The organism is Jatrophihabitans telluris, from assembly GCF_023516435.1.
Classification (GTDB): domain Bacteria; phylum Actinomycetota; class Actinomycetes; order Mycobacteriales; family Jatrophihabitantaceae; genus Jatrophihabitans_A; species Jatrophihabitans_A telluris.
This window is the reverse complement of the sequence record NZ_CP097332.1, coordinates 1,419,379-1,439,813: the sequence shown is the minus strand read 5'-3', so window position 1 is coordinate 1,439,813 and position 20,435 is coordinate 1,419,379. Positions and strand designations below refer to the sequence as shown.

The 20,435-nt window shown below is 67.0% G+C and carries 18 protein-coding genes; 5 read left to right on the top strand and 13 right to left on the bottom strand.

Features of this window, described 5'->3' with window-relative positions:
* Positions 1-14 precede the first annotated feature (14 nt).
* Positions 15-758: a ferritin-like fold-containing protein gene (locus M6D93_RS06835; RefSeq protein WP_249773608.1), complete on the bottom strand. Its 744-nt coding sequence runs from the start codon at positions 756-758 to the stop codon at positions 15-17.
* Between the two features lie 264 nt (positions 759-1,022).
* On the opposite strand from M6D93_RS06835, the gene M6D93_RS06830 reads away from it, so the two are divergent.
* The 3 genes from M6D93_RS06830 (at position 1,023) to M6D93_RS06820 (ending at position 4,921) form a co-directional block, all read left to right on the top strand.
* Complete coding sequence (locus tag M6D93_RS06830) at positions 1,023-2,717, top strand: DEAD/DEAH box helicase (protein WP_249773607.1); 1,695 nt, start codon at positions 1,023-1,025, stop codon at positions 2,715-2,717.
* Between the two features lie 10 nt (positions 2,718-2,727).
* Positions 2,728-3,951: a PQQ-binding-like beta-propeller repeat protein gene (locus M6D93_RS06825; protein ID WP_249773606.1), complete on the top strand. Its 1,224-nt coding sequence runs from the start codon at positions 2,728-2,730 to the stop codon at positions 3,949-3,951.
* A 100-nt stretch (positions 3,952-4,051) separates the two neighbouring features.
* Positions 4,052-4,921: an alpha/beta fold hydrolase gene (locus M6D93_RS06820; protein ID WP_249773605.1), complete on the top strand. Its 870-nt coding sequence runs from the start codon at positions 4,052-4,054 to the stop codon at positions 4,919-4,921.
* 84 nt (positions 4,922-5,005) lie between these two features.
* Here M6D93_RS06820 and M6D93_RS06815 read toward each other — a convergent pair whose 3' ends face one another.
* From M6D93_RS06815 to M6D93_RS06785, 7 genes are all read right to left on the bottom strand, one after another.
* On the bottom strand, positions 5,006-5,899 hold the full coding sequence (locus M6D93_RS06815) for a RecB family exonuclease (RefSeq protein ID WP_249773604.1): 894 nt from the start codon (positions 5,897-5,899) through the stop codon (positions 5,006-5,008).
* Positions 5,896-7,293: a hypothetical protein gene (locus M6D93_RS06810; protein ID WP_249773603.1), complete on the bottom strand. Its 1,398-nt coding sequence runs from the start codon at positions 7,291-7,293 to the stop codon at positions 5,896-5,898. The genes M6D93_RS06815 and M6D93_RS06810 overlap by 4 nt, the downstream gene beginning before the upstream one ends.
* A 53-nt stretch (positions 7,294-7,346) precedes the next feature.
* Positions 7,347-8,249, bottom strand: a complete 903-nt coding sequence (locus tag M6D93_RS06805) for a PHP domain-containing protein (RefSeq protein ID WP_249773602.1) — start codon at positions 8,247-8,249, stop codon at positions 7,347-7,349.
* Between the two features lie 56 nt (positions 8,250-8,305).
* Positions 8,306-9,016: a PH domain-containing protein gene (locus tag M6D93_RS06800; protein WP_249773601.1), complete on the bottom strand. Its 711-nt coding sequence runs from the start codon at positions 9,014-9,016 to the stop codon at positions 8,306-8,308.
* 47 nt (positions 9,017-9,063) lie between these two features.
* Positions 9,064-9,219, bottom strand: a complete 156-nt coding sequence (locus tag M6D93_RS06795) for a hypothetical protein (protein ID WP_249773600.1) — start codon at positions 9,217-9,219, stop codon at positions 9,064-9,066.
* Positions 9,220-9,377: 158 nt separating this feature from the next.
* Positions 9,378-9,956, bottom strand: coding sequence for a DUF6758 family protein (locus M6D93_RS06790; protein WP_347343526.1), 579 nt, complete (start codon positions 9,954-9,956; stop codon positions 9,378-9,380).
* A gap of 145 nt (positions 9,957-10,101) precedes the next feature.
* Positions 10,102-10,605, bottom strand: coding sequence for a MaoC family dehydratase (locus tag M6D93_RS06785; protein WP_249773598.1), 504 nt, complete (start codon positions 10,603-10,605; stop codon positions 10,102-10,104).
* A gap of 199 nt (positions 10,606-10,804) precedes the next feature.
* On the opposite strand from M6D93_RS06785, the gene M6D93_RS06780 reads away from it, so the two are divergent.
* Entirely contained in the window at positions 10,805-11,887 is a 1,083-nt protein-coding gene (locus M6D93_RS06780) for a magnesium and cobalt transport protein CorA (RefSeq protein ID WP_249773597.1), read from the top strand.
* A gap of 66 nt (positions 11,888-11,953) precedes the next feature.
* Here M6D93_RS06780 and M6D93_RS06775 read toward each other — a convergent pair whose 3' ends face one another.
* Together M6D93_RS06775 and M6D93_RS06770 are read right to left on the bottom strand one after the other, a co-directional pair.
* Positions 11,954-12,535 carry a suppressor of fused domain protein gene (locus tag M6D93_RS06775; RefSeq protein ID WP_249773596.1) on the bottom strand — a complete coding sequence of 194 codons (582 nt, stop codon included), beginning with the start codon at positions 12,533-12,535 and terminating at the stop codon, positions 11,954-11,956.
* Between the two features lie 22 nt (positions 12,536-12,557).
* A complete protein-coding gene (locus tag M6D93_RS06770) occupies positions 12,558-12,854 on the bottom strand; it encodes a WXG100 family type VII secretion target (protein WP_249773595.1) in 297 nt (98 codons plus the stop codon).
* Between the two features lie 166 nt (positions 12,855-13,020).
* On the opposite strand from M6D93_RS06770, the gene M6D93_RS06765 reads away from it, so the two are divergent.
* On the top strand, positions 13,021-17,409 hold the full coding sequence (locus M6D93_RS06765) for an FtsK/SpoIIIE domain-containing protein (protein WP_249773594.1): 4,389 nt from the start codon (positions 13,021-13,023) through the stop codon (positions 17,407-17,409).
* 13 nt (positions 17,410-17,422) lie between these two features.
* Here M6D93_RS06765 and M6D93_RS06760 read toward each other — a convergent pair whose 3' ends face one another.
* Genes M6D93_RS06760 through M6D93_RS06750 form a run of 3 tightly spaced genes read right to left on the bottom strand, consistent with a single transcriptional unit; the run spans position 17,423 to position 20,405 of the window.
* Positions 17,423-17,923: a DUF6912 family protein gene (locus M6D93_RS06760; RefSeq protein WP_249773593.1), complete on the bottom strand. Its 501-nt coding sequence runs from the start codon at positions 17,921-17,923 to the stop codon at positions 17,423-17,425.
* Positions 17,920-18,984, bottom strand: a complete 1,065-nt coding sequence (locus tag M6D93_RS06755) for a patatin-like phospholipase family protein (RefSeq protein ID WP_249773592.1) — start codon at positions 18,982-18,984, stop codon at positions 17,920-17,922. The genes M6D93_RS06760 and M6D93_RS06755 overlap by 4 nt, the downstream gene beginning before the upstream one ends.
* Positions 18,981-20,405, bottom strand: coding sequence for a WS/DGAT/MGAT family O-acyltransferase (locus M6D93_RS06750; RefSeq protein ID WP_249773591.1), 1,425 nt, complete (start codon positions 20,403-20,405; stop codon positions 18,981-18,983). Before M6D93_RS06750 ends, M6D93_RS06755 begins: the two co-directional genes overlap by 4 nt.
* Positions 20,406-20,435: the final 30 nt, after the last annotated feature.

Sequence of the window (20,435 nt, the reverse complement as noted above, 5' to 3'; positions counted from 1 at the left end):
GCCGGGAAGGCCCGTTAGTTCGACAGCCCGATAGCGGTCATCCGCTGGGTATGCCTGGTCGTGATCCGGTCGATCAGCGCCGCGATCTCGGCCAGGCCCCCTGTCCCGCCGACGATCAGTTGGGCGAGGGCGTCGCGTTCGGCCGCGACGCGCTGGGTCTGACTGATCGCCTCGCCGACCAAGCGCCGTCCCCAGAGCGACAGGCGCGAGGCAGCCGTCGGATCGGAGTCGATGAGGATGCCGACCTCACGCACCGCGAAGGCGGAGTTTCCGGCGTCCGCCAGCGATTCGAACACCAGCAACCGGGTCGACTCGTCGACGAAGGCCGCGACCTCGCGGTAGAAATCGGCCGCCAGCCCGTCCCCCACGTACGCCTTGACCAGCGCCTCACCCCAGGTGCTCGGTTCCGTCCGAGCATGGAAGGTTTCGACGGCTTCGACGAACGGAGCCATCGCCACGTGTGGGTCGGCACCGATCTCGCGGAGCCGGGCGATGAGTCGGGCATAGTGCCCCATCTCGGCGGCGGCCATCTCCGACAGCGCGGCCCGCTGCGCGACGGTCGGCGCCATTCGGGCGTCGGCGGCCATTCGGTCGAAGGCGCTGAGCTCTCCGTAGGCCAAGGCACCGAGGAAGTCGACGATCGCCTCCGTCGGTGGCGACGGAGCCTCCGTCGGTGGCAACGGCGCCGTCGGTGGCAACGGGGCCGGTGGTGGCGGCGGCCAGGTGGGTTCGTCGCTGTGCTGATCGAGGTCGGTCATCTGCTCGGATCTCCTTCGCGCCGTGTCAGCGGCCACGCTAGTGCCCAGAAGTCCGGGTTTGCGGCGACCGGGCGTTAGGATGACTGTGAGTGTCGGCCGACGCTGCGTCGATTCGGCTGACCTCACGTTCTAGCGGGTGTCTGCTCAAATCGAGGTCACGACGCATCGATGCGTCCGAACTTCACCTGGCTCGTCAGTCTCGGCCAGGTCCCCGGCAGGTGCCCATCCGTCCCGGCGCCTGTGACAGAAACGAGAAACTCCCGTATGACCTCTGCTGCCGAATCCCCGGCAACCACTGCCCCTGAACCCACTCCGCTGGCCGGGCACGCGCCCGTCAGCCCCGAAGCACCGCTGTTCTCCTCGTTCTCGATCCGGCCCGAGATCATCACCTCGTTGAAGGGTGTCGGAATCGAGCGCACCTTCGCGATCCAGGAACTGACCCTCCCGATCGCCTTGGCCGGACAGGACCTCATCGGCCAGGCTCGCACCGGAACCGGCAAAACGCTGGGTTTCGGGGTTCCGATGCTCAACCGCATCACCGTTCCGAGCCCGGCCGGAGCCGCTCCGCAGGCCCTGGTCATCGCCCCGACCCGCGAACTGGCCGTTCAGGTGGCCGGAGATCTCACCGCCGCCGGCAAGGACCTCAAGGCCAAGGTCGTCACGATTTACGGCGGCCGCGCCTACGAACCACAGGTGGCCGCGCTCAAGGCCGGCTGTGATGTCGTGGTCGGGACACCAGGTCGACTGCTCGACCTTTCCCAGCAGGGGCACCTCGTGCTGGGCAACGTCCGGTGCCTGGTCCTGGACGAGGCCGACGAGATGCTCGATCTCGGGTTCCTGCCCGACATCGAGAAGCTCATGGCGATGCTCCCGGCGGCGCGGCAGACCATGCTGTTCTCGGCCACGATGCCAGGGCCGATCGTGTCCCTGGCACGGCAGTTCCTCAATCAGCCGATGCAGATCCGGGCCGAGAACACCACGGAGATCCCGGCCACCGAGCATGTCGAGCAATTCGTCTACCGCGCTCACGCGATGGACAAGGCGGAGGTCGTCGCACGCATCCTGCAGGCCAACGGCCGCGGGCTGACGATGATCTTCACGAGGACGAAGCGCACCGCCCAGAAGGTGGCCGACGACCTGGTCGAGCGTGGCTTCGCCGCCGGCGCGGTGCACGGTGACCTCGGTCAGGGTGCCCGCGAGCAGGCGTTGCGGGCGTTCCGCTCCGGCAAGGTCGACGTGCTGGTCGCGACCGACGTCGCCGCGCGCGGCCTGGATGTGGACGACGTCACCCACGTCATCAACTATCAGTGTCCCGAGGACGCGATGACCTACGTCCACCGCATCGGCCGGACGGCGCGAGCCGGCAAATCCGGTACCGCTGTCACGCTGGTCGACTGGGACGACCTGCCCAAGTGGAAGCTCATCTGCGACACCTTGAGCCTGCCGTTCCACGAGCCCGCCGAGACCTACTCGACCTCGGAGCACCTGTACCTCGAGCTCGACATCCCGTCCAAGACCGGTAGCAGCCTTCCGGTGAAGGAACGTACGCGCGCCGGCCTCGACGCCGAGGCGATCGAGGATCTGGGCGGCTCCAAGCCGCGGAGCTCGGGGGGCGACCGCAAGCGCGCCGGCTCGGCGACATCGTCGTCGAGTGGCTCGGGTCGAGGGACATCCGGTGGAGCGAGCCGGTCCGGTTCAGGCTCGGGTTCGGGCTCGGGCGGTTCGGGTTCGGGCGCGTCGGCTTCTGGATCCGGGTCTTCTGGTTCCGGCTCCACCCGCTCACGCACCCGCAGTCGTGGCGGGGCGGCGGCCTCGGGACCGTCGGCCGGCTCGGCCGAGTCCGGTGGGGAGACCGCCAAATCTCGCCAGGGCGGAGAGCGAAACCGCCGGCGCCGACGCACGCGAGGTGGCGACACAGCGGAGGCCACGCCCGACAACGCCTCCGGCTCGGCTGGCTGAACCCTCGGCGATGGCGCATTCTGACCAGTTGAGCCGGCCGGAGGTTCCAGCCGCGCTCGCCCGCCACCGGCGTGAGATGCGCCGTGCCAGAACGATCTACGCGGTGGTCGTTGCGGTATTGGTGGTCATCGGGTTCGCCGGAGTGCGTTTGGCCTACGCCCACGGGGAACTCGACAAGGTGACCAGCACCGTCGGTCCGTCAGCCACGGCGCTGCCGACCGGAACGCCGGCCGCCGCGCTGCGTCAGGTGTGGTCGAATGCCGGGCAAGCGGCGGTAGGTGAACCCTATGAGTCGGGCGTCGTGGTGACGTGGTCCGGCCATACCGTTCAAGGTGTGGACGTATCCACGGGCAAGGTCCGCTGGAGCTATCGCAAGGCCGACGAGGTGCTGTGCTCGGTCGTCCAGCAGGACGGCTCGACCATCGCGCTCTATCGACGTGACGGAAACTGCGATCAGGTCACCGGTATCACCACCGCGACCGGAGCGCCGAAATGGTGGCGGACGCTCACCGACAACGGGCCGCTGGCCCTGTCGAGCACCGCGAACGTCGTGCTGGCCGTGTCGGCCACCACCGTGCATGACTTCGACAACTTCGGGGGCGTGGACCGCTGGCTGTTCACTGCCCCGGACGGTTGCCAGGTCGACCGGGCACTGGGCGGCAGCAAAGGCGTGCTGATCAGTTATCACTGCGGGTCGCAGCATCACCTCACGATGCACGATCTGACGACCAACAAGGACAAGCAGAACTTCGACGTCCCGGTCAACGAGGATTACGTCCCCGTCGCTGCCGGGACGGTGCTGGCGGTGGCATCCCAAAGCAGCGGCGAGGTGCGGACGGTCAACGGCGCCGACGGAAAGCTCGCCGCGACGCTGTCGCTGGGCAGCCCCGATCGAGTCAAGGCCGCGCTGAGCGGGCTGCCCCGATCCCAGACAACGGTCGAGGCGACGTCGGCCGACAACACGGCCGTGGAGATCGTCCGGCTCGATCAGGCCTACGCGATCGGGGCCCAGGCAGCGGTGGCCTGGACCGCGAAGACCAGCGGCTGGCCCAGCATCGTGAACGACACCGTGGCCCTGCCGGTCAAGGGCTCGATCGAGTTGCGCTCGGCGACCGATGGCGGTGTGCGCAGGTCCGTTTCGTTGGCACCGAGCCCTGCTCAGGCTGATCAACCGGTCTTCGCGGCCGGCTCTGGCCTGGTCGTGGCCGGACCCACCGTCGCCTACTACAACTGAGGATTGTGCCGATGCGCTCCGCCAGCCCGGCATGGGCGGCAAGACACCATGCGAAGGCACGCCCAGCTGTCCGAGTCGGCATCGGCGTGGGACTGCTGCGATGAGGCGGACCGTTGACCTGGCCTCGGGACCGCTAGCGGTCCTCGACACTGCTGAGCGCGTCGGCGCTTCGATCGGTCTGGACGATGAGCTGACGCCACAGCCGATCGTTCTGCTGGTTCCGGGTTATACGGGCAGCAAGGAAGACTTCCTGCCGCTGCTCCGGCCGTTTCGCGATCACGACTATCGCGCGGTGGCCATCGACCAGCGCGGCCAGTACGAATCGGGCTGGGCTGCGGACCCGGCCGGCTATCGAATCGATGCGCTGGCGGCCGATCTTGTCGAACTGGCCGCGACGCTGAGCACGCAATCCCCGGCCGCGTCTCGATCCGTGCACCTGGTGGGGCACTCGTTCGGCGGCTTGGTCGGCCGGGCCGCGGCGATAGCAAAGCCTGGCCTATTCGCATCGTTCACCCTGCTCAGTTCCGGGCCTGGAGTGATCGGTGGGCGGCGTCGGCGCACGCTGGACTCTGGCGAGCCGGTACTCGCCAGGGACGGCATGGCTGGCCTCTGGGAGCACATGGCCAGCGTCTCCCGGGCCGACCCTACGTTCGTCGATCTTCCGGTCGACGTCGCGCGATTCCTGCAGCGCCGCTTCCTCGCCAACGACCCGGTCGGTCTCCAGGTCATGGGCGAGGAGCTTCGGACCGAGCGGGATCGCACCGACGAGCTCCGACGTACCGGCCTGCCGTTGCTGGTGTTGCACGGCGTCGATGACGACGCGTGGCCGCCGGCGGTCCAGGCGGAGATGGCGACGAGGCTGGGCGCTCGCTACGTCGTCGTCCCGGCGGCCGCTCACTCTCCGGCCGTCGAGAATCCAGCCGCGACGATGGCCGCGCTCGCGAACTTCCTCAACGCCGTTCAGGCGTAATCGAGCGGTGTCTGTCCTGTGCTGCCTCGGTTCCCCCTGACGGCCGGGCGGGTTAAGCGGCTCACGTCGCAAGGCCGCCCGCCTTCAGCTGGGACTGGACTCCGTCGCCGCCGCAGGGCCGCTGGATTCCAGTTCGCCTAGTCCGGCCCACGGCGGCTGACCGACCGACGCCGCGGATCCTTCGGGGCAGATCCTGCGGAAGTCGCACCAGCCGCAGCGTGGACCGGGTGCGGGTTCGAACACGTCGTCGGGGTCAGCACCGCCGGCCACTGTGTCCAAGGAGGCGACGATGTCGGTGGCGGTCTGCTCTGCTCGGTCGATCTGCCGCCGCAGCGATTCGTCGGTGTGCTCGAAACCGGCAATCGTGCCCGTGGGCAGGTGGTGCAGTTCGACGCGTCGGCAACGCTGGTGCAGGGTGCGCTCGGCCGCTAGCGCGTACAGGGCCAACGCCAACGACCCACGTGCATCGTCCGGACCGAGCCGCGACCGTCCGGTCTTGTAGTCCACAATCACCAGTTCGCCGTCTCGCTCGTCGATGCGGTCGACCCGCCCGGACACCGCGAGCACGTCGGTCCGGGTCGCCACGGTGCGCTCCACCCCTCGCGGGTCGATGCTGGGCGGCGAGCGGTGTTCCTCCTCTTGGAGGTACCGGCCGACCCACCGTGCCGCCTGAAGCCGCCAGGCGTCGGACTGTTCCGGGTCGGCGAAGCCGTCTTCTTGCCAGTTGCGGTGCACCAACCGGGCGCCGTTGCGCGGGGTCCGGTCCTCCGGTCTGAGCTGGTAGAAGCGCGCAAGGGCGACGTGAACTGCCGCGCCCACGGTGTTGTGCGCCCACGCCGGCCCTCTGGCGGCAGCGGGTCGGTCCACGTAGGTGAACTTGTACCGACGAGGACAGTCGAAGGTGGTGAGCTTCGAGGGCGTTGCGGCGAACAGAGGTCTAGGCAGTCCGGAGAATTCCAGCTGTTCCGGGGCGCTCACCAGTCGCCCCCAGAACCGCCGCCACCTGAGTCACCACCGCCGAAGTCGCCGCCACCGAAGTCGCCGCCGCCAGATGACCAGTCACCACCGCCGGAGGACCAATCACCGCCTGAGGACCATCCCCCGCCGGAGGTTCCGGGGTCGGAATTGGACCAGTCCCCGCCGGCATCGTTTTGATTGGACTCCCGTCCAGCCTCGAAGCCACTGCCGTAACCGCTGCCGTAGCCGCTGTCGTAGCCGCCGTAGCCGCCCCAGCCGCCGAGTCCGCCGAAGCCCCAGCCCCAGCTCGGCGAGATCAACTCGGCGATCAACAGACCTTGCCAGAACGGGGCTGAATACCAGCCGCCGAGATAGCCGCCGCCGCCGGCGAAGTAGTACGGAGCCCCGGGACGGTAATCCGGGTAGCCCTGAACGTTCTGACCGTTGACCGTGAACTGCTGCGACTCACCCAGCTGGGGTGCCGTCGTTTCGACCAGCGGCGGGAGGTCTGGTCCGGGGTCCAACCCGAGAGCGGCTCGGGCCGTGCGCGCTGCCTGCAGTCCTTCTAGCGCCGACCGGCGCGCACCACCGAGTTGGGCCACGGAGGTGGCGGTTGCCAGCTGCGATCCCGTCGAGGTGAACCGCTCGGCTGCGTCGGCCAGGGCCTGCTTGGCCACCGGGTTGCCGCCGGGCTGCAGTGAGCTGACCTCGGCTGCGAGGCGATCGTAGAGGGGCTGGACGACCGCGCGCGCGTCGGCGAGCGCCCGACGCTCCTTCCGACGACGCCGCCAGACCAGCAGGGCGACGGCTGCGGCCCCCAGCGCACCGAAGATGCCGAGGATCGCCCATCCCGAACTGCCGGAGCCCGCGGAACGACTCGGGGCCTGTCCTGTGGAGCCGCTCGTACAGTTTGTCCGCGGGGCGGTGGACACCAGGCGTGCGAAATCGGTGATCGTGCTGGTCACGTCGTTGGTGCTGGCGAGCACCGATCGGTTGTCTGCCACCGCACGAGCTGCAGCGCGAGCGGCGTAACCCGGACAGAGCACGTCCGACCCGCCGCTGAAACTGTGCCCGACGAAAACCCCCACCGTCAGTTGGCCGCCGACCGACGAGCCGATTTGGCGAGAAAGGGCAGTGGGATCGCCCGCACCGGAGGGCAGGACCGCGACCTTCACCGCGCCGCCGAGCACGGCCCGAGCCGTGTCCTGCTCCAGCTTCAGGCCGGAGTCGGGTGCGACGTACAGGGACTGGCTGCGCAGCGCGCTGATGGCGTCATCGACCGGCGCCGCGGACGCGGGAACGGGACTCGCCAGCCCGGCCAGCAGGACAGCCGCAGTCAGGACAAGGACGGGCAGCAGGCGACGTGGTCCCCTCGAATGGCGCCGCACGCGCCGCACGCGCGGCACACGCGGCATGCGCGGCATGCGCGGCGGCGTGGGCCCACCAGGACCAGGCATGAAGGCGTACATCAACGCTGTCCGACCGTCACCGCGGAGCCGGCGGAGGAATCCAGCGCCGGTACGCCGCTGGCTTGCGCCAAGAGGCGTCCGAGGGCTTCGGGACTGGTGGACTCTGCTCCGATACGCACGGACTTGTTTGTACCGTGATAGTCCGACGATCCGGTGGTGAATATCCCCAGCTCAATCGCGAAGGCGCGCAGCCGCCGCCGATCGGCGTCGTCGTGGTCGGCGTGGTCGACCTCGAAACCGGCCAGGCCGCCCTCTACCAACTCCGCGAGCGGAGCCTCGTCCAGAATCCTGCCTCGCGTCCTTGCCCATGCGTGCGCGATCACCGGCACCCCACCCGCGGCCCTGATCATCGAGATCGCAGCAAAGACGTCCATGTCTTGCTTCGGTACGTAGTAGGGCGACGCGCTTGAAAGCAGTTCCGCGAACGCGTCATTCACGCTGTTCACCACACCGGCCTCGACGAGGGCCTGCCCGATATGCGGTCGGCCGACAGATCCTCCGGCCGCCAACTCGGTCACTCGCTCCCACGTAATCGGGTAGTCGGCGGCGACGAGACGGTCAACGATCTGTTCGCCACGTCCACGTCTGTTTTCGCGCAACCGTGCTCGCTCGGCCTTCAGCCCGGGGTGGTCGGCATCGAAGAGGTAGCCGAGGAGGTGAAGGCCGATCCGGCGCTGTCCCGACGGCGGGAAGTACGCGCAGGAGAATTCAGCCCCGCGGATCAGCGTGAACGGCGTCTGGAGCGACTCGACCGCGGCCGCCGCCGCGGCCCAGCCGCCGGTGGTGTCGTGATCGGTGATCCCGAGCACGCTCACCCCGGAGCGCACTGCCGAGGCGACCAGCGCGGCAGGCGTGTCCGTCCCATCGCTGGCAGTGGAGTGGGTGTGCAGATCGATCGTCATGGTCGTTTCACCCTACGAGACGCAGCGCCGGACGGTACCCGGACGCAGGCGTCCGATCAGTTGATCTTGGGAAGCGGGGTGGTCGACTGGTCCTGTACCTGCCCACCGACCATCCCACCGTAGTAGGCGGTCGGTTCGTCGGCCGCTCCGGGTGCGTAGCCCGAGGCCCTACCGAAGCCACTGGATTCATAGTCCCCGCCGTAGCCGCCGGCGAAGTAGCCCCCGCCGTAACCTTCGCCCCCGGAGCGGGACGAGCCATCGGACGGGGCAGGGCCACGGCCAATTCGTTGCCGTGGGCCGAACAACAGGCTGGATACCTGCTGGTAGAGCTCGTCGGGGTGCGGGAGGAAGTCGATCCGGCTCAGGGCCTGATGCTGTCCGGCCGATTCCACCACGAAAACGCCGTAACCCAGGAGCCGCCCAGGGATGGATCGCTCGTAGGTCAAGTCCGTCACTTTGCTCAGGGGCATGATCGCTACCCTTTTGGTGAGCAGCCCGCTAATGAGCAGGACTCGCTTATCGGTGATCACGAAGCGCTCGGAGTACCAGTCGCCGACGATCCACCCGAACCAGCCGATGGTTCCCAGGAACAGCAGGGTGCCGAGCACGGCGAGCGCCTGGGTTTTCGCGGCGTAGACCACGATCGTCATCGACAGCGCGATCAGGGCCGCCGCAATGAGCCCCTGCTTGGTAAGACTGGCCCAATGCCGACGAACGACGACCTCGGTCGTCTCGGTCGGCAGAAGGTACCGGTCCAGGTCATTCATCGAACTGGTCCGGACCGGTCGTCAGGCGCATGTCCGGCACCAAGGGATCAGAGGTTCTTGACGAACTCGGACATGCTGCTGAAGGCGTGCGCCATGACGTGTTGCGTCGACTTCACGATGTCGGCCGCTTCCTTCGGGGAGTTCACCACGAAGAACACGATGAACAGGATCACGATGATTGTCGTGATCTTCTTTCCGTTCACGTGTCTCTCCTCGGGTCAGTCGGCGAATCCGGCTAGCTCGTCTTGGGGCACAAGTCGCAACCATGTCTACCGGACGGCCTTACCGACGGGTGGGAGGCGCGCGGTCCCCTCGGTCGCGTCGCGTCGCGGGCGGCTCCGAGAGTGGGGTGGCGCCAGTTTCAGACCGGGTTCGGACGGATCCGCTCCGAGGGATGCTCGGCGGCTAGTTCCAGCGCCGCCGTGCGGGCGTCGCTCAGGGTCAAGTCCTCAAGGACGGCGTAGCCGGCGTCGGCGGGGAAGCTGATCAGCCACAACCAGACGCCAGCGGCCTCCCCGACGTAGCTGCTGCGGTCAGTGACTGTCGTCCGGACGGGCCAGAGGCTGGTTGGTCGCCCTTCGGCATGGAGCTTTGCGGCGGGCACGGCACCGTCACGCGTCGGCAGTTCCGGTTCGCCCGAAGCGGCGTAGCTCGCGCCCAGACCGATCCCGGGCTCCTCAGCCACGATCAGCCACTCGCCGTCACCTCCGAGGGGCGCGGGCCCCCTGAACGAGGTCACGGTCGCCCGGACCCGGCTCCGCTCGTCGCCCACCGTGGCGAGTCCGGACAGCCCCCAGCCCTGGGGCACCGGATCCGGCAGCCACACCGGAACCTCGGATCGGGTGCGGACGTGCGACAGCGTCGCCTCGTCGAGATGGTGCAAGCGCTTGAGCGGGAGCACGCCACCATGTCGTGCACACCGCCAATCGCTGCTGTACACGCTCGGTGCGATGAGGTCCGCACCGCACCGCGGGCACCACGAAGATCCCACTTGACCAAAGTGCCCTGTCCGGTGCTGTTCGTCAATGGACTCCGAACGTGGCACGACCGCGGGCCCGGACGACACGGATGACGATGTGCGCGCGTCAGATCACCGGCGTCGGACGGGCTGGTTGCTCGCCACCGCGGGCGTCGAGGTAGCTCTGCTTGGGCACCATGACTTTGCGTCGGAAGGTGCAGACGACGGTTCCGTCCTGCTTGTAGCCCATGGTCTCCACGTAAACCACGCCACGATCGTCCTTCGACTTCGATTCCCACTTGTCGAGGACAGTGGTCTCGCCGTAGATGGTGTCGCCGTGAAAGGTCGGGGCCACGTGTTTGAGCGACTCGATCTCGAGGTTGGCAATCGCCTTGCCTGAGATGTCGGCGACAGACTGGCCGAGCAGGACGGAGTAGATGAGGTTGCCGACCACGACGTTCTTGCCGAACTGGGTGCTGTGCTCGGCGTAGTTGGCGTCGAGATGCAGCGGGTGATGATTCATGGTGATGAGGCAAAACAGGTGGTCATCGGCTTCGGTGATGGTCTTACCGGGCCAGTGCTTGTAGGTGGCCCCCACCTCGAACTCCTCGTAGCTACGTCCGAACTGCATGACCAAGGCTCCTCTGTCTCGGGCTCTGTCTCGGGCTCTGTCTCAGGGTCTGTCTCGGGGTCTCGCTCTGGTAGGACGGCCGTTCGGCATCGCCAGGTCGGCACCAGCGCTCGGCGCGGTGGACCGCGATGCCAACCGGTGGCGACGATCCGCCGATCCTGCCCTACCCCTAACCGATGAAGGGGCACAATGTGAGTTAATGCCTACCCTGCCGATCCGACCCCCACGCCTGCCCCACCGGCGCGGCGGAAGTGCTGTGCCCTGGATTCCCGAGGTCGACCGGACTTCGTCGCTGGTCGACTGCGCCGTGTACCGCGACGGCGAACGCTGCGAAGGCCATCCCAGCTGGCAGGAGGCCCTGGCCGACGTCCGCCGAAACCGCTCCGGCTTCGTCTGGTTGGGGCTCCACGAGCCCTCCGAACGCCAACTGGAACCAATGGCTGAGGCTTTCGATCTCCACCCTCTCGCCGTCGAGGACGCGGTCCACGCGCACCAACGGCCCAAACTCGAACGTTATGACGACGCGTTGTTCGCAGTCATGAAGACCGTCCACTACAGCGGCGGAACCGGACCGTCCGACGCCGAGGTGGTCGAGACCGGCGAGGTGATGGCCTTCGTTGGCAGGGACTTTGTGATCACGGTCCGCCACGGCGAACATGGAAGCCTGAGGGATCTACGTAAGCGGTTGGAGGCCGACCCGGTCCAGCTTCGTCTGGGTCCTTCAGTCGTCCTGCACGCGATTCTGGATAGAGTCGTGGACAGCTACCTCACTGTGTCCTCCGAACTGCAGACCGACATCGACGAGGCGGAGTCCTCGGTCTTCTCTGGCTCCTCTCGGTTCAGCGACGCCAATCGTCTGTACGTTCTCAAGCGGGAGGTACTGGCCTTGCGCCGAGCGGCCGCACCGCTCGCCGGACCCCTGCGGATGTTGGCAGAACGGCCGGTGCGCTTCGTCCACGACGACGTTCGGGAATACTTCCGGGACGTCGACGACCACCTGACCCAGGTCGTCGAGCAGGTCGCCGGGTTCGACGACCTGCTGACCACGCTGGTGTCCGCCAACCTCGCTCAGGTGAGCGTGGTGCAGAACGAGGACATGCGCAAGATCAGCGCCTGGGTGGCAATCATCTCGGTGCCGACCATGGTCGCCGGCATCGAAGGCATGAACTTTGACCACATGCCGGAACGGCACTGGTTCCTCAGCTATCCCGCCGCGGGTGCCTTGACACTTCTTGTCTGCTTCTTGCTGCATCGCTCCTTCAAACGCAATGGTTGGTTGTAAACGCACCGGCTGTTGCTCGTGGTCCATCCAGAGGCCATAGATTGCCGCCCTTGAGGGCACCTGTCGTCAACCGTCCAGAGGAACTGCGTCGCGAAAGATCTCCTCGAGATCTACCGAGGCGGATTCCCACCGCGCCAACAACGCCTCCACCGAGTGGATTCGGGACCAGGCCAGCTCATTCGCTGTCGCGGGAATCGCCTGTAGGAACTGCACATCGGCGACGCCGGGGTATCTGACGGATCCGAGGGTGGACTCGACCAGCACGAACCCGGTGCACCGCGACGAGGTCGCGAGCGGCTCACCCAAATCGACCCGACCGCCGGCCGAGAAGACCGCGCCCTCGACCGCAGGTGCAGCAGCCAACACGGCGAGATTTCGCCACAGACGGTCTGGCCTGCCACGCGCGATGAGGTGAAGCTCCGCTCGCGGCGCGGTGCGCTCGTCGACGATCGACTCCGACGGATCAGCCATTGGAAAACGCGCCATTCCGAGGCTGACGTAGTGGTCGGAATCGCCTTCGCTGTAGCGCAGAATCTCGATCGGCTCGACGCCGACGAACGAGACGGACGCGCGTGAGGGGGCCACCTCGAAGTGCTGACGGTAGGCCGCCTCAACCACCGCAAGGACTCCACCGCCGTCATCAGGCATCTCAGGAGGTTACCGCGACCGCTCAGAGCCGGAAGGACGAGGTGATCTGTTGCTCCACGTTGGCGTAGCTGGCGCCCGCTTGGTTGAGCAAGCCGCCGATGCCCTCGAGCGCTGAGGACAATGCCTCGGCGCTGGCGTTGAATTGTTCGTACAATGCCGCAAACTGTGATGCCGCCGCCCCCGACCAGTCCGCTCCGAAGAGTGGACTCAACTGGGCCTTCAACGCGCTGTGCCTACCACGAACCTCGCTCGAGGTGCGCACACAACTGCCGCCCAATACTCCTAGCTGCTCGGGTGAAACCCTCAATCCTGCGGTCATGGCTGGCACTTCCCTTCATCGGATCGATCGCCACAACGGCGACCGTGGGACAAGACCGTACGCTGCGCGGCGGACACTTTTCTCCCCTTGTGGATAACGGAAAACTTTGTCCACAGGTCTTCAGCAAGTCGGCTGGCGTGTCAGTAGGACCATGCATCCTTGACGCATGCGCATCCCGCTCAGCATTCACGATCCCGCGTTCGGGGAACTCGACATCCTGGTGACCGCGAACCCGGCCGCACCCGTGTCAGAGCTCCTCGTCGCGCTTTCCGAGGCCCTGATGACGGCGCCCACTGCAGAGCAGGCGCGGCGCGGCTGGCCGACAAGCGCGCAGCCGACTGTCGGTGACCTGGGCCTCCAGCCCGGATGTCGGCTCTCGACCGACGGGCAATCAGTGACCGTGACGGAACCGGCGTCCGCCTCACCCCGCTCGGGCGGTATCGAACTAGCCCTCACAGCCGGGCCCAGTTCAGGGACGGTTTTCCCCCTTCCCCGCGGCCGAACCGTTCTTGGCCGCTCCGGCACCGCCGAGATCGTGGTTGACGATCCTGAACTTTCCCGCGAGCACCTGGAGTTGGTGCTCGGCCACTCAGGTATCGAGCTAGCTGATCTGGCTTCCACCAACGGCACCTACCTCAACGGTGTTCCCCTACGTGGAAGAACGAGTACGGCCTCGGGTAGATCCATCAGAGCAGGGCGGCACGTATTCGATATCCGAGCCGTCGCGGGGCCAACGAACGAGCCACAGAACCCCGGACCGGACGGCACTGTGATGATCCCCGCCGGTGGCGCGGCACCGACTCGGGCGACAACCGCCCCGGCCCCTAGCTCCGCCACCGCCGACCGCGCGGACGAGCTCATCGTCAGTGAACCCAAACCGCGGCTGGGGCTACTGGCCGCGGCGCTCCCGGCAGCCGGCGGTCTGGCCCTCGCCGTGTACATGAAGAATCCGCAATTTCTGGCCTTCAGCCTGTTGAGCCCGGTGACCGTCCTGGCTTCTGGTCTCGCGGACCGATGGGGTTGGCGACGCAAGCAGCGCGTGCTGGCAAAGGAGTCGCGCGAACGCGCGGAACTGCAGGTGCGGGCACGTGTGGAGGAGCAGCGCACGATCGAGCGACAAGTGCGGCTGCGTAGTCCGGATGCCGTCGCGGTTGCTCGGATCGCCGCCGATCGGTCTGACCGCCTCTGGGAGCGCGCTCAGGGGGATCCCGAATTCCTGCACGTGAGAGTGGGCGTGGCGAACGCTGGAACCGGACAGCTCGCATCCGGCAGCGCTGGACAGTCCGAGAGTGTGCGCGGCGTGGTCGAAGGCAACATGATGCCTGCCCCGATCAGGGACACAGACGGCGCAGTGTCGCCAATCAGCGACATTCCAGTGTGCGTCGACCTCGCTGCGCGGCCGCTCATTTTCACGGGTCCGAGACCCGACAGCCGTCGGACGGCCGCCTGGATCGTCTCCCAAGTGTTGGTGCTTCACGCGCCGAGTCGAGTGCGAGTCTGGCTTGTGCTCGGCGCTGATGGCCCTGACGAGATACTCCCCGCGACCGATGCCTGGCGGTGGCTCAGGTGGAGTGAAGGGCTCGACCACACTGCCTCCACCGAGGACACCGCCGAGGAGGCTCTCCAGCGCGCGGCACGAGTAATGGACGAGAGGGCGAACTTGTCCGCTCCGGCCCATAACGGTGTTTGGGCCGGTACATGGATCGTGCTTGTCGTCGACTCGGAACCGACGTTGGCACGATCGGCGATTCTCCATCGGGTAATTCGGGAGGGAAACCGTTACGGAATAACGGTCATCGTGCTTGATGGCCCCGCGCGAGGGCAGCTCGCCGGGCAGGATCCTGACCAGACATGGCTCGGTACCGCGGTGCCGACACCCACGGCGGCGCCCGTAGCCGAACTGGCCCCATTCGCCGGGAAGCCGGGGTGGTGGCGATTGTTGAACGGAACAGGCTCCGCAATGGCCGTGCTCGTTCCTGACGGAGTCGACGAACGATGGTGCGAAGCTCTGGGACGATCCCTCGCTCCACTGCGCGAACTGGCTGCGGGACAGAGCCCGGACGGCGAAGCCGAGTCGGTGCGCCTACTCGACTTGTGGCCGGATTCGAGCGGCGAACCAGAACGCGTAGCCGACCGCTGGAGGCTCGCGCCTGATTGGCGTATCCCCATCGGTCGCGACCCCGAGGGACACTCGTCGATGTTCGACCTACGGCAGGATGGTCCCCATCTTCTCGTCGCCGGGACTACGGGCTCCGGTAAGTCGGAATTACTCAAGACGATTGTCGCGAGCCTCGCCCTCGCCGCAGCACCAAGCGATCTCGGTCTCATCCTCATCGACTACAAGGGTGGCGCAGCATTCGCCGAGTGTGCTCGTCTACCCCAGGTGTGCGGAGTCGTTACCGACCTCGACGGCCACCTCACTCAACGGGCACTGCGCTGTCTGAGCGCCGAATTGCGGCGACGTGAGAAACTCTTCGCGCTGGCTGGGGTCGCAGAATTCGACCAGTACCGTGGCGAGCAGTCCGCGCCTGGCCTGCAGCGCCTCGTGATAGTCGTCGATGAATTCGCTGCCCTCAACCAGGAGCTTCCCGAGTTCATCACGGGTCTGGTCGGCATTGCCCAGCGGGGGCGATCCCTAGGGGTGCACTTGATTCTGGCGACTCAACGTCCCGCCGGGGTGGTCTCGGCCGACATCAAGGCCAATGTCTCCGCGCGGATCTGTCTGCGGGTGAACGACATCGCCGAGTCACTCGACGTCATCGGGAGCCCGGACGCTACGGCCATCTCGCAGGCCACACCGGGCCGTGCGTTGCTGCGGAGCTCGGGGAGCTCGGGGGGCCTGCGACCCTTTCAGACCGCGCTCACCAGCCGTCTCGCCCACGTCGACAAGGTCTCGGTCGAGGTAATGGACACGTGGCACCGGAGCCGGTCCGACCGAGCGGCCAGCGAGCGGCTCAGCGATCTCGAGAAGCTAGCTGAGACATTGAGCAAAGCGGCAGCGGTACACGGCGAGCCGGTTCAAGCCACGCCATGGCTGCCACCCCTGCCGGACCGGCTCGAGGGTACCGATCTACAGCTCGGCACGCCCGCACCAGCCGGTACGGTGCCGATTGGCCTCGTCGACGTACCAGACGAACAGACCCAACAGCCCTTCACCATTGATGCCGCCGCGGGTGGGTCCATCGCCTTCATCGGGTCCGCGCGGTCCGGTCGCACGTCGGCGCTGCTGTCGATAGCTGCGGGGGTATTGCGCCAACCGTCGGCACGCGGCGCCCATCTCTACATCGTCGATTGCGGACAGGGGGGCCTGCGCCCGCTGAGCGAGCACGGGCGCTGTGGGGCGTACCTGACCGATGCCGACCTGCCGGAGGTCTCGTTACTGCTCGACCGGTTGGCCGCGTTGTTTCGTGCGCGGCGAGCCAGCGACCTTCCTGCGCCACCCGTCCTTGTCCTTGTGGACGGCTGGGAGCAGCTAGCGACAGCGAGCGATGAGTTCAACGCCGGGCGAACGATGGAACAGCTGCTGTCGTTGTTGCGTGATAGCCGTTCGGCGGGCGTGTTGATGGCCGTCAGTGGCGACCGCACGCTTCTCGGACTTCGTGCGAGCGCCGTGATGACTGACCGGCTCCTCTTGCGCCTGAACGATCGAAATGACTATCTGATGACCGGCCTGCAGGCTCGGGATCTGCCGGCGACCTTTCCTCCAGGACGAGCGGTCCTGGCCCAATGCGGGCGTGAGGTTCAGCTCGTTCTGCCGCCGGCCGACAGCGACACCTTCTGGCCGACGAACGACCAGCCCGGCCGAGACGGCCGTTCGCTTCGGGCAAACGATCCCGACAAGGACGGCTCACCCGCGGACGAGGGGCCGCCCCTGATTCGCATCGTCGCGCTGCCACAGGCCGTCGTAGGCCACCCACCGCCTCCTGCCTCACCGAGTCGGGTGACCTTCGCGGTCGGCGGTGACCAGGCGCTGCCGATCGAGCTCGACCTGTCCGGGCCGGGGCGGCACCTGTTGATCTGTGGACCGCCAGGCAGCGGGCGAAGCACCGCACTGGAGACGATCCTGCACCAATCACGCAGCTACTCGTCTGTGGTGGCACTGATCTCGACCGCCGCAAGCTATATCGACCCGTCGCTCACCCCAGGTATCGAGATCCTTGATCCCCGGTCTCCGGACGTAGCCACCAGGCTAGCGAGGTTGACCCAGGGACAGCGTGCCGTGATCGGTGTCGACAACGTCGACGACCTCGATGATCCTGCGCTGGAGGATGCGCTGGTCGGAGGTCTTGCGCGGGACGGCGTCACGGTGCTGGCGAGCTGCCGGACCGAATCAGCACACGTGGCCTACGGGGGCCTGCTGCTCGCGCTACGGCGACGGCGTCGCGGGCTCGTGTTGCGGCCCGAGATCAACGACGGCGCGCTCTTCGGAGCGAGCCCAGCGCCTCGACAGGCTGCCGGCCGAGCGGGGCGCGGACTGGTTTACGGCGTCGGCGGGTACCCCAGCGGCTGCCCGGTACAGGTGATTCAGCTTCCTTGCGCAGGTGGGCGGCAGTGACCAGGCCTCGAACTCAGCTCATGTCTTCCAGGACCAGCGACAGCTCCTGGGTTGCGTACCAGGACAACTCGAAACCGTCAGCCTCGTCTACCAGAAACTCTGCCTCCGGATCTCCCAGATCGGCGGCGTCGATGTTTCGAACGGCCGTGTCGACGGCCTCCTCGGCATCATCGTCGTCAGCATGTATCGACGCGCAGTCACTCAGCGATATCGGCACTTGGACCGCAACCACGCCACGGTCGAGCTCGTCACGCACTTCGACACGATCTTCCGCGATGTCGGCCGCTATGACGATCCGCCGGCGCGACGCTTCGTCATCGGCGGACAGCAAGCGCAGACAGGCGCGTGCGGCCTCGGAGCTGGCCGCGTACTCCAACTCCTCCAGGTCGTCGTCGACGTACCACTCACGTAGCCCCGGGGTGACCGCGAAGGCCGTTATCGGCGCGGGACCCAGCACGCCCTGCTCGGCCAGGCGCTGCAGGATGCTCGAGGTGACCGGCACGTACACCCTCACGCCCCTGCCCCGTCCTGACGATCACTCCGGCCGAGGTCGGTGTGATGGAGTTGCGCGGCGACGGTGCGCATCGCGGTATGCAACACGTCGCTCCGGCGTCGAGGATTCATCAGGTTGGCTCCCATCGCCGTCAGATCTTCAGAGCCCGGGGTCAGCATCGTCACGGCGACGCCGCTGGTCTGGAGCTCCTGCACATCGTGCACGATCCCCCGCGTGATTGCCTTGCGGACCCGCCGCTCGACCATTGCGACCGGTGACCGCGGGCTGTCGGGTTCCAGCGCGGCCATCGGTGCAAGCACATAAACCTCATCGACTGTCTCCGGATCGATGAGATCGACCGAAGCGTTCGAGGCAGTCCCGCCATCGATGTATGCACCGTCGCCGATCTGGATCGGGGCGTACCAGGCAGGAATTGCACACGAGGCGCAGACCGCATCCGCCAACCCCGCCGAGGGAGACCCATCGCGACCGAACACCACGCGCCGCCCGGAGGAATAGTCGGTGGCCACGACCCAGGTCTGCCTGTCCGGCCAACCACCATCCGAGCCTGACTCCTCGATGACCGTGTCGAGCATGCGATGGATCGGATTCAGGGTCCCGCGGCCCCGTGGCAGAAGCCCCGACAGCGCTACAACCGGCGGCACCGAATGGCGGTGGCGTATGCCGCCCCAGGCGAGCCGCATCGACCCCGGCCGCCAGCCGGGGCGCGGAGGCAACGCTCCGCCGGAGTCGGCCGCGTAGTTCCAGCTGATCGGTGGATCTTCGGGTAGCGGCATCCCCAACTGGTGACGGCGGATGCTGTCGACATCCACCCCGCATCCGAGCAGCGCAGCGATAACCGCTCCCGCGGAAGTCCCTACGCACAGGTCCTCCTCCGCGGGGACAACGCCACGCTCATGCTCGAGCGCAGTCAGTGCTCCGACGATCCACGCAAATCCCAGGACCCCTCCGCCGCCGAAGACGAAGGCTCGGCGCGGTTGAGCCGGCCGGCGCGGCCCGCGATGCTCTGCAGTCAGGTCGGCCCGCGTATCCGACGAGGGCGGCACCCGCTTCGCTGTCATCGGCGACGCCCGTTTCGACCTTGGCGTGGTGCCTGACTCGCCTCGAGAAGTTCCTGCAACGACTCCTCGATGAGCGTTGCCAGCACGTCTGCGTCGTACATCGCGTCCCGGTCGGCGTTCAACCCGAAATACACACCACCGTCATAGGACGTGAGCCCGATCGAGACCGCTTGCCCCGCGGCCAGCGGCACCACCGGATACATCTGGAGCATCTTGGCGCCCGCGGCGTACAAGGGGAACTGGGGACCGGGCACGTTGGTGACCACGACGTTGAACAACCTGCGTGTGAAGCTGTTCGCGGCCCGCGCTCCGAGCGCGTGCAGCGTCGGTGGCGCGAAGCCGGACAAGGCCACCAGCGCATCCGCTCCGACCGACTGGCCGGACTCCTTATGCGCCTTCATGGCGTAACTGACCTGCGACAGGCGTAGCACGGGATTCGGTTCGCCTACGGGGAGGTCGACCAAATAGGACGAGACGCGGTTACCCAACGCGCCGGACTGGTGTTCGGCGCGGATGCTGACCGGGACCATGGCGCGCACCACGGAAGCCGGAGTCACCGATTCCCCGCGAGTGAGCAGCCAATCCCTGATCGCCCCGGCGACGGTGGCCAGGACAACGTCGTTGATCGTGGCGTCGAACTCCTTCCGTATCGCGCGATAGTCGTCCAGGTCGGTGCGCGCGACTGCGTACCTCCGCTGAGACCCGATCGTCGCGTTCAACGGAGATCCCGGAGCTGGACGGGCGGCAATTCGGGCCGCCGAGAGCAGGCCGCCAACAGCAGCCCCGACCTGGTTTCCGATGCTGCGAACATCAGCCAGGCCCAGCCGGACCGTGTCGACCACCGCACTCGGGCGGCGCACCAGTTCTCCCACGGCGTCCGCGACGAGATTTATCGCTCCCGGCTCCTGGCGCGGCATCCACAGATCGTCGGGAATCTCCCGCGGAACCGGGCTCACGTCCAGAATTACCTGACTTATGTCGATCGCACTGATTCCATCGACCATCGCGTGGTGGGTCTTGGTGATGATCGCAAATCGGTCGTCGGACAACCCCTCGACGAGATACATCTCCCACAGCGGCCGGTTGCGATCCAATGGACGGGACTGGACGCGGGCAAGCAGTTCTCGCAGCTGTTCCTCAGACCCCGGCTTCGGCAACGCCGAGCGGCGCAGGTGGTAGCTCAGGTCGAAGTCGGCGTCATCGACCCACACGGGCGAGGCCAGATGGCCTGGCACCGACTTGATTCGCTGCCGGTAACGCGGCACCAACGAGATTCGCTTGGAGATCAGATCGGCCAGGGTGTCGTAGTCGAAACCGCCGGACGGCTGGGCGAAGACCGCCAGACCGCCTACATGCATCGGCGTCGTCGGACCCTCGAGATAGAGGAACGAGACGTCCAGCGAGCTCAGCCTGTCAGCCATGACTGTGATCGTGTCACGATCATCTCCGTT

Coding starts and splice junctions, on each gene's coding strand:
- M6D93_RS06835 (WP_249773608.1), bottom strand. CDS start 758: ATGACCGACCTCGATCAGCACAGCGACGAACCCACCTGGCCGCCGCCA.
- M6D93_RS06830 (WP_249773607.1), top strand. CDS start 1,023: ATGACCTCTGCTGCCGAATCCCCGGCAACCACTGCCCCTGAACCCACT.
- M6D93_RS06825 (WP_249773606.1), top strand. CDS start 2,728: ATGGCGCATTCTGACCAGTTGAGCCGGCCGGAGGTTCCAGCCGCGCTC.
- M6D93_RS06820 (WP_249773605.1), top strand. CDS start 4,052: ATGAGGCGGACCGTTGACCTGGCCTCGGGACCGCTAGCGGTCCTCGAC.
- M6D93_RS06810 (WP_249773603.1), bottom strand. CDS start 7,293: ATGCCGCGTGTGCCGCGCGTGCGGCGCGTGCGGCGCCATTCGAGGGGA.
- M6D93_RS06805 (WP_249773602.1), bottom strand. CDS start 8,249: ATGACGATCGATCTGCACACCCACTCCACTGCCAGCGATGGGACGGAC.
- M6D93_RS06800 (WP_249773601.1), bottom strand. CDS start 9,016: ATGAATGACCTGGACCGGTACCTTCTGCCGACCGAGACGACCGAGGTC.
- M6D93_RS06785 (WP_249773598.1), bottom strand. CDS start 10,605: ATGCAGTTCGGACGTAGCTACGAGGAGTTCGAGGTGGGGGCCACCTAC.
- M6D93_RS06780 (WP_249773597.1), top strand. CDS start 10,805: ATGCCTACCCTGCCGATCCGACCCCCACGCCTGCCCCACCGGCGCGGC.
- M6D93_RS06775 (WP_249773596.1), bottom strand. CDS start 12,535: ATGCCTGATGACGGCGGTGGAGTCCTTGCGGTGGTTGAGGCGGCCTAC.
- M6D93_RS06770 (WP_249773595.1), bottom strand. CDS start 12,854: ATGACCGCAGGATTGAGGGTTTCACCCGAGCAGCTAGGAGTATTGGGC.
- M6D93_RS06765 (WP_249773594.1), top strand. CDS start 13,021: ATGCGCATCCCGCTCAGCATTCACGATCCCGCGTTCGGGGAACTCGAC.
- M6D93_RS06755 (WP_249773592.1), bottom strand. CDS start 18,984: ATGACAGCGAAGCGGGTGCCGCCCTCGTCGGATACGCGGGCCGACCTG.
- M6D93_RS06750 (WP_249773591.1), bottom strand. CDS start 20,405: ATGGCTGACAGGCTGAGCTCGCTGGACGTCTCGTTCCTCTATCTCGAG.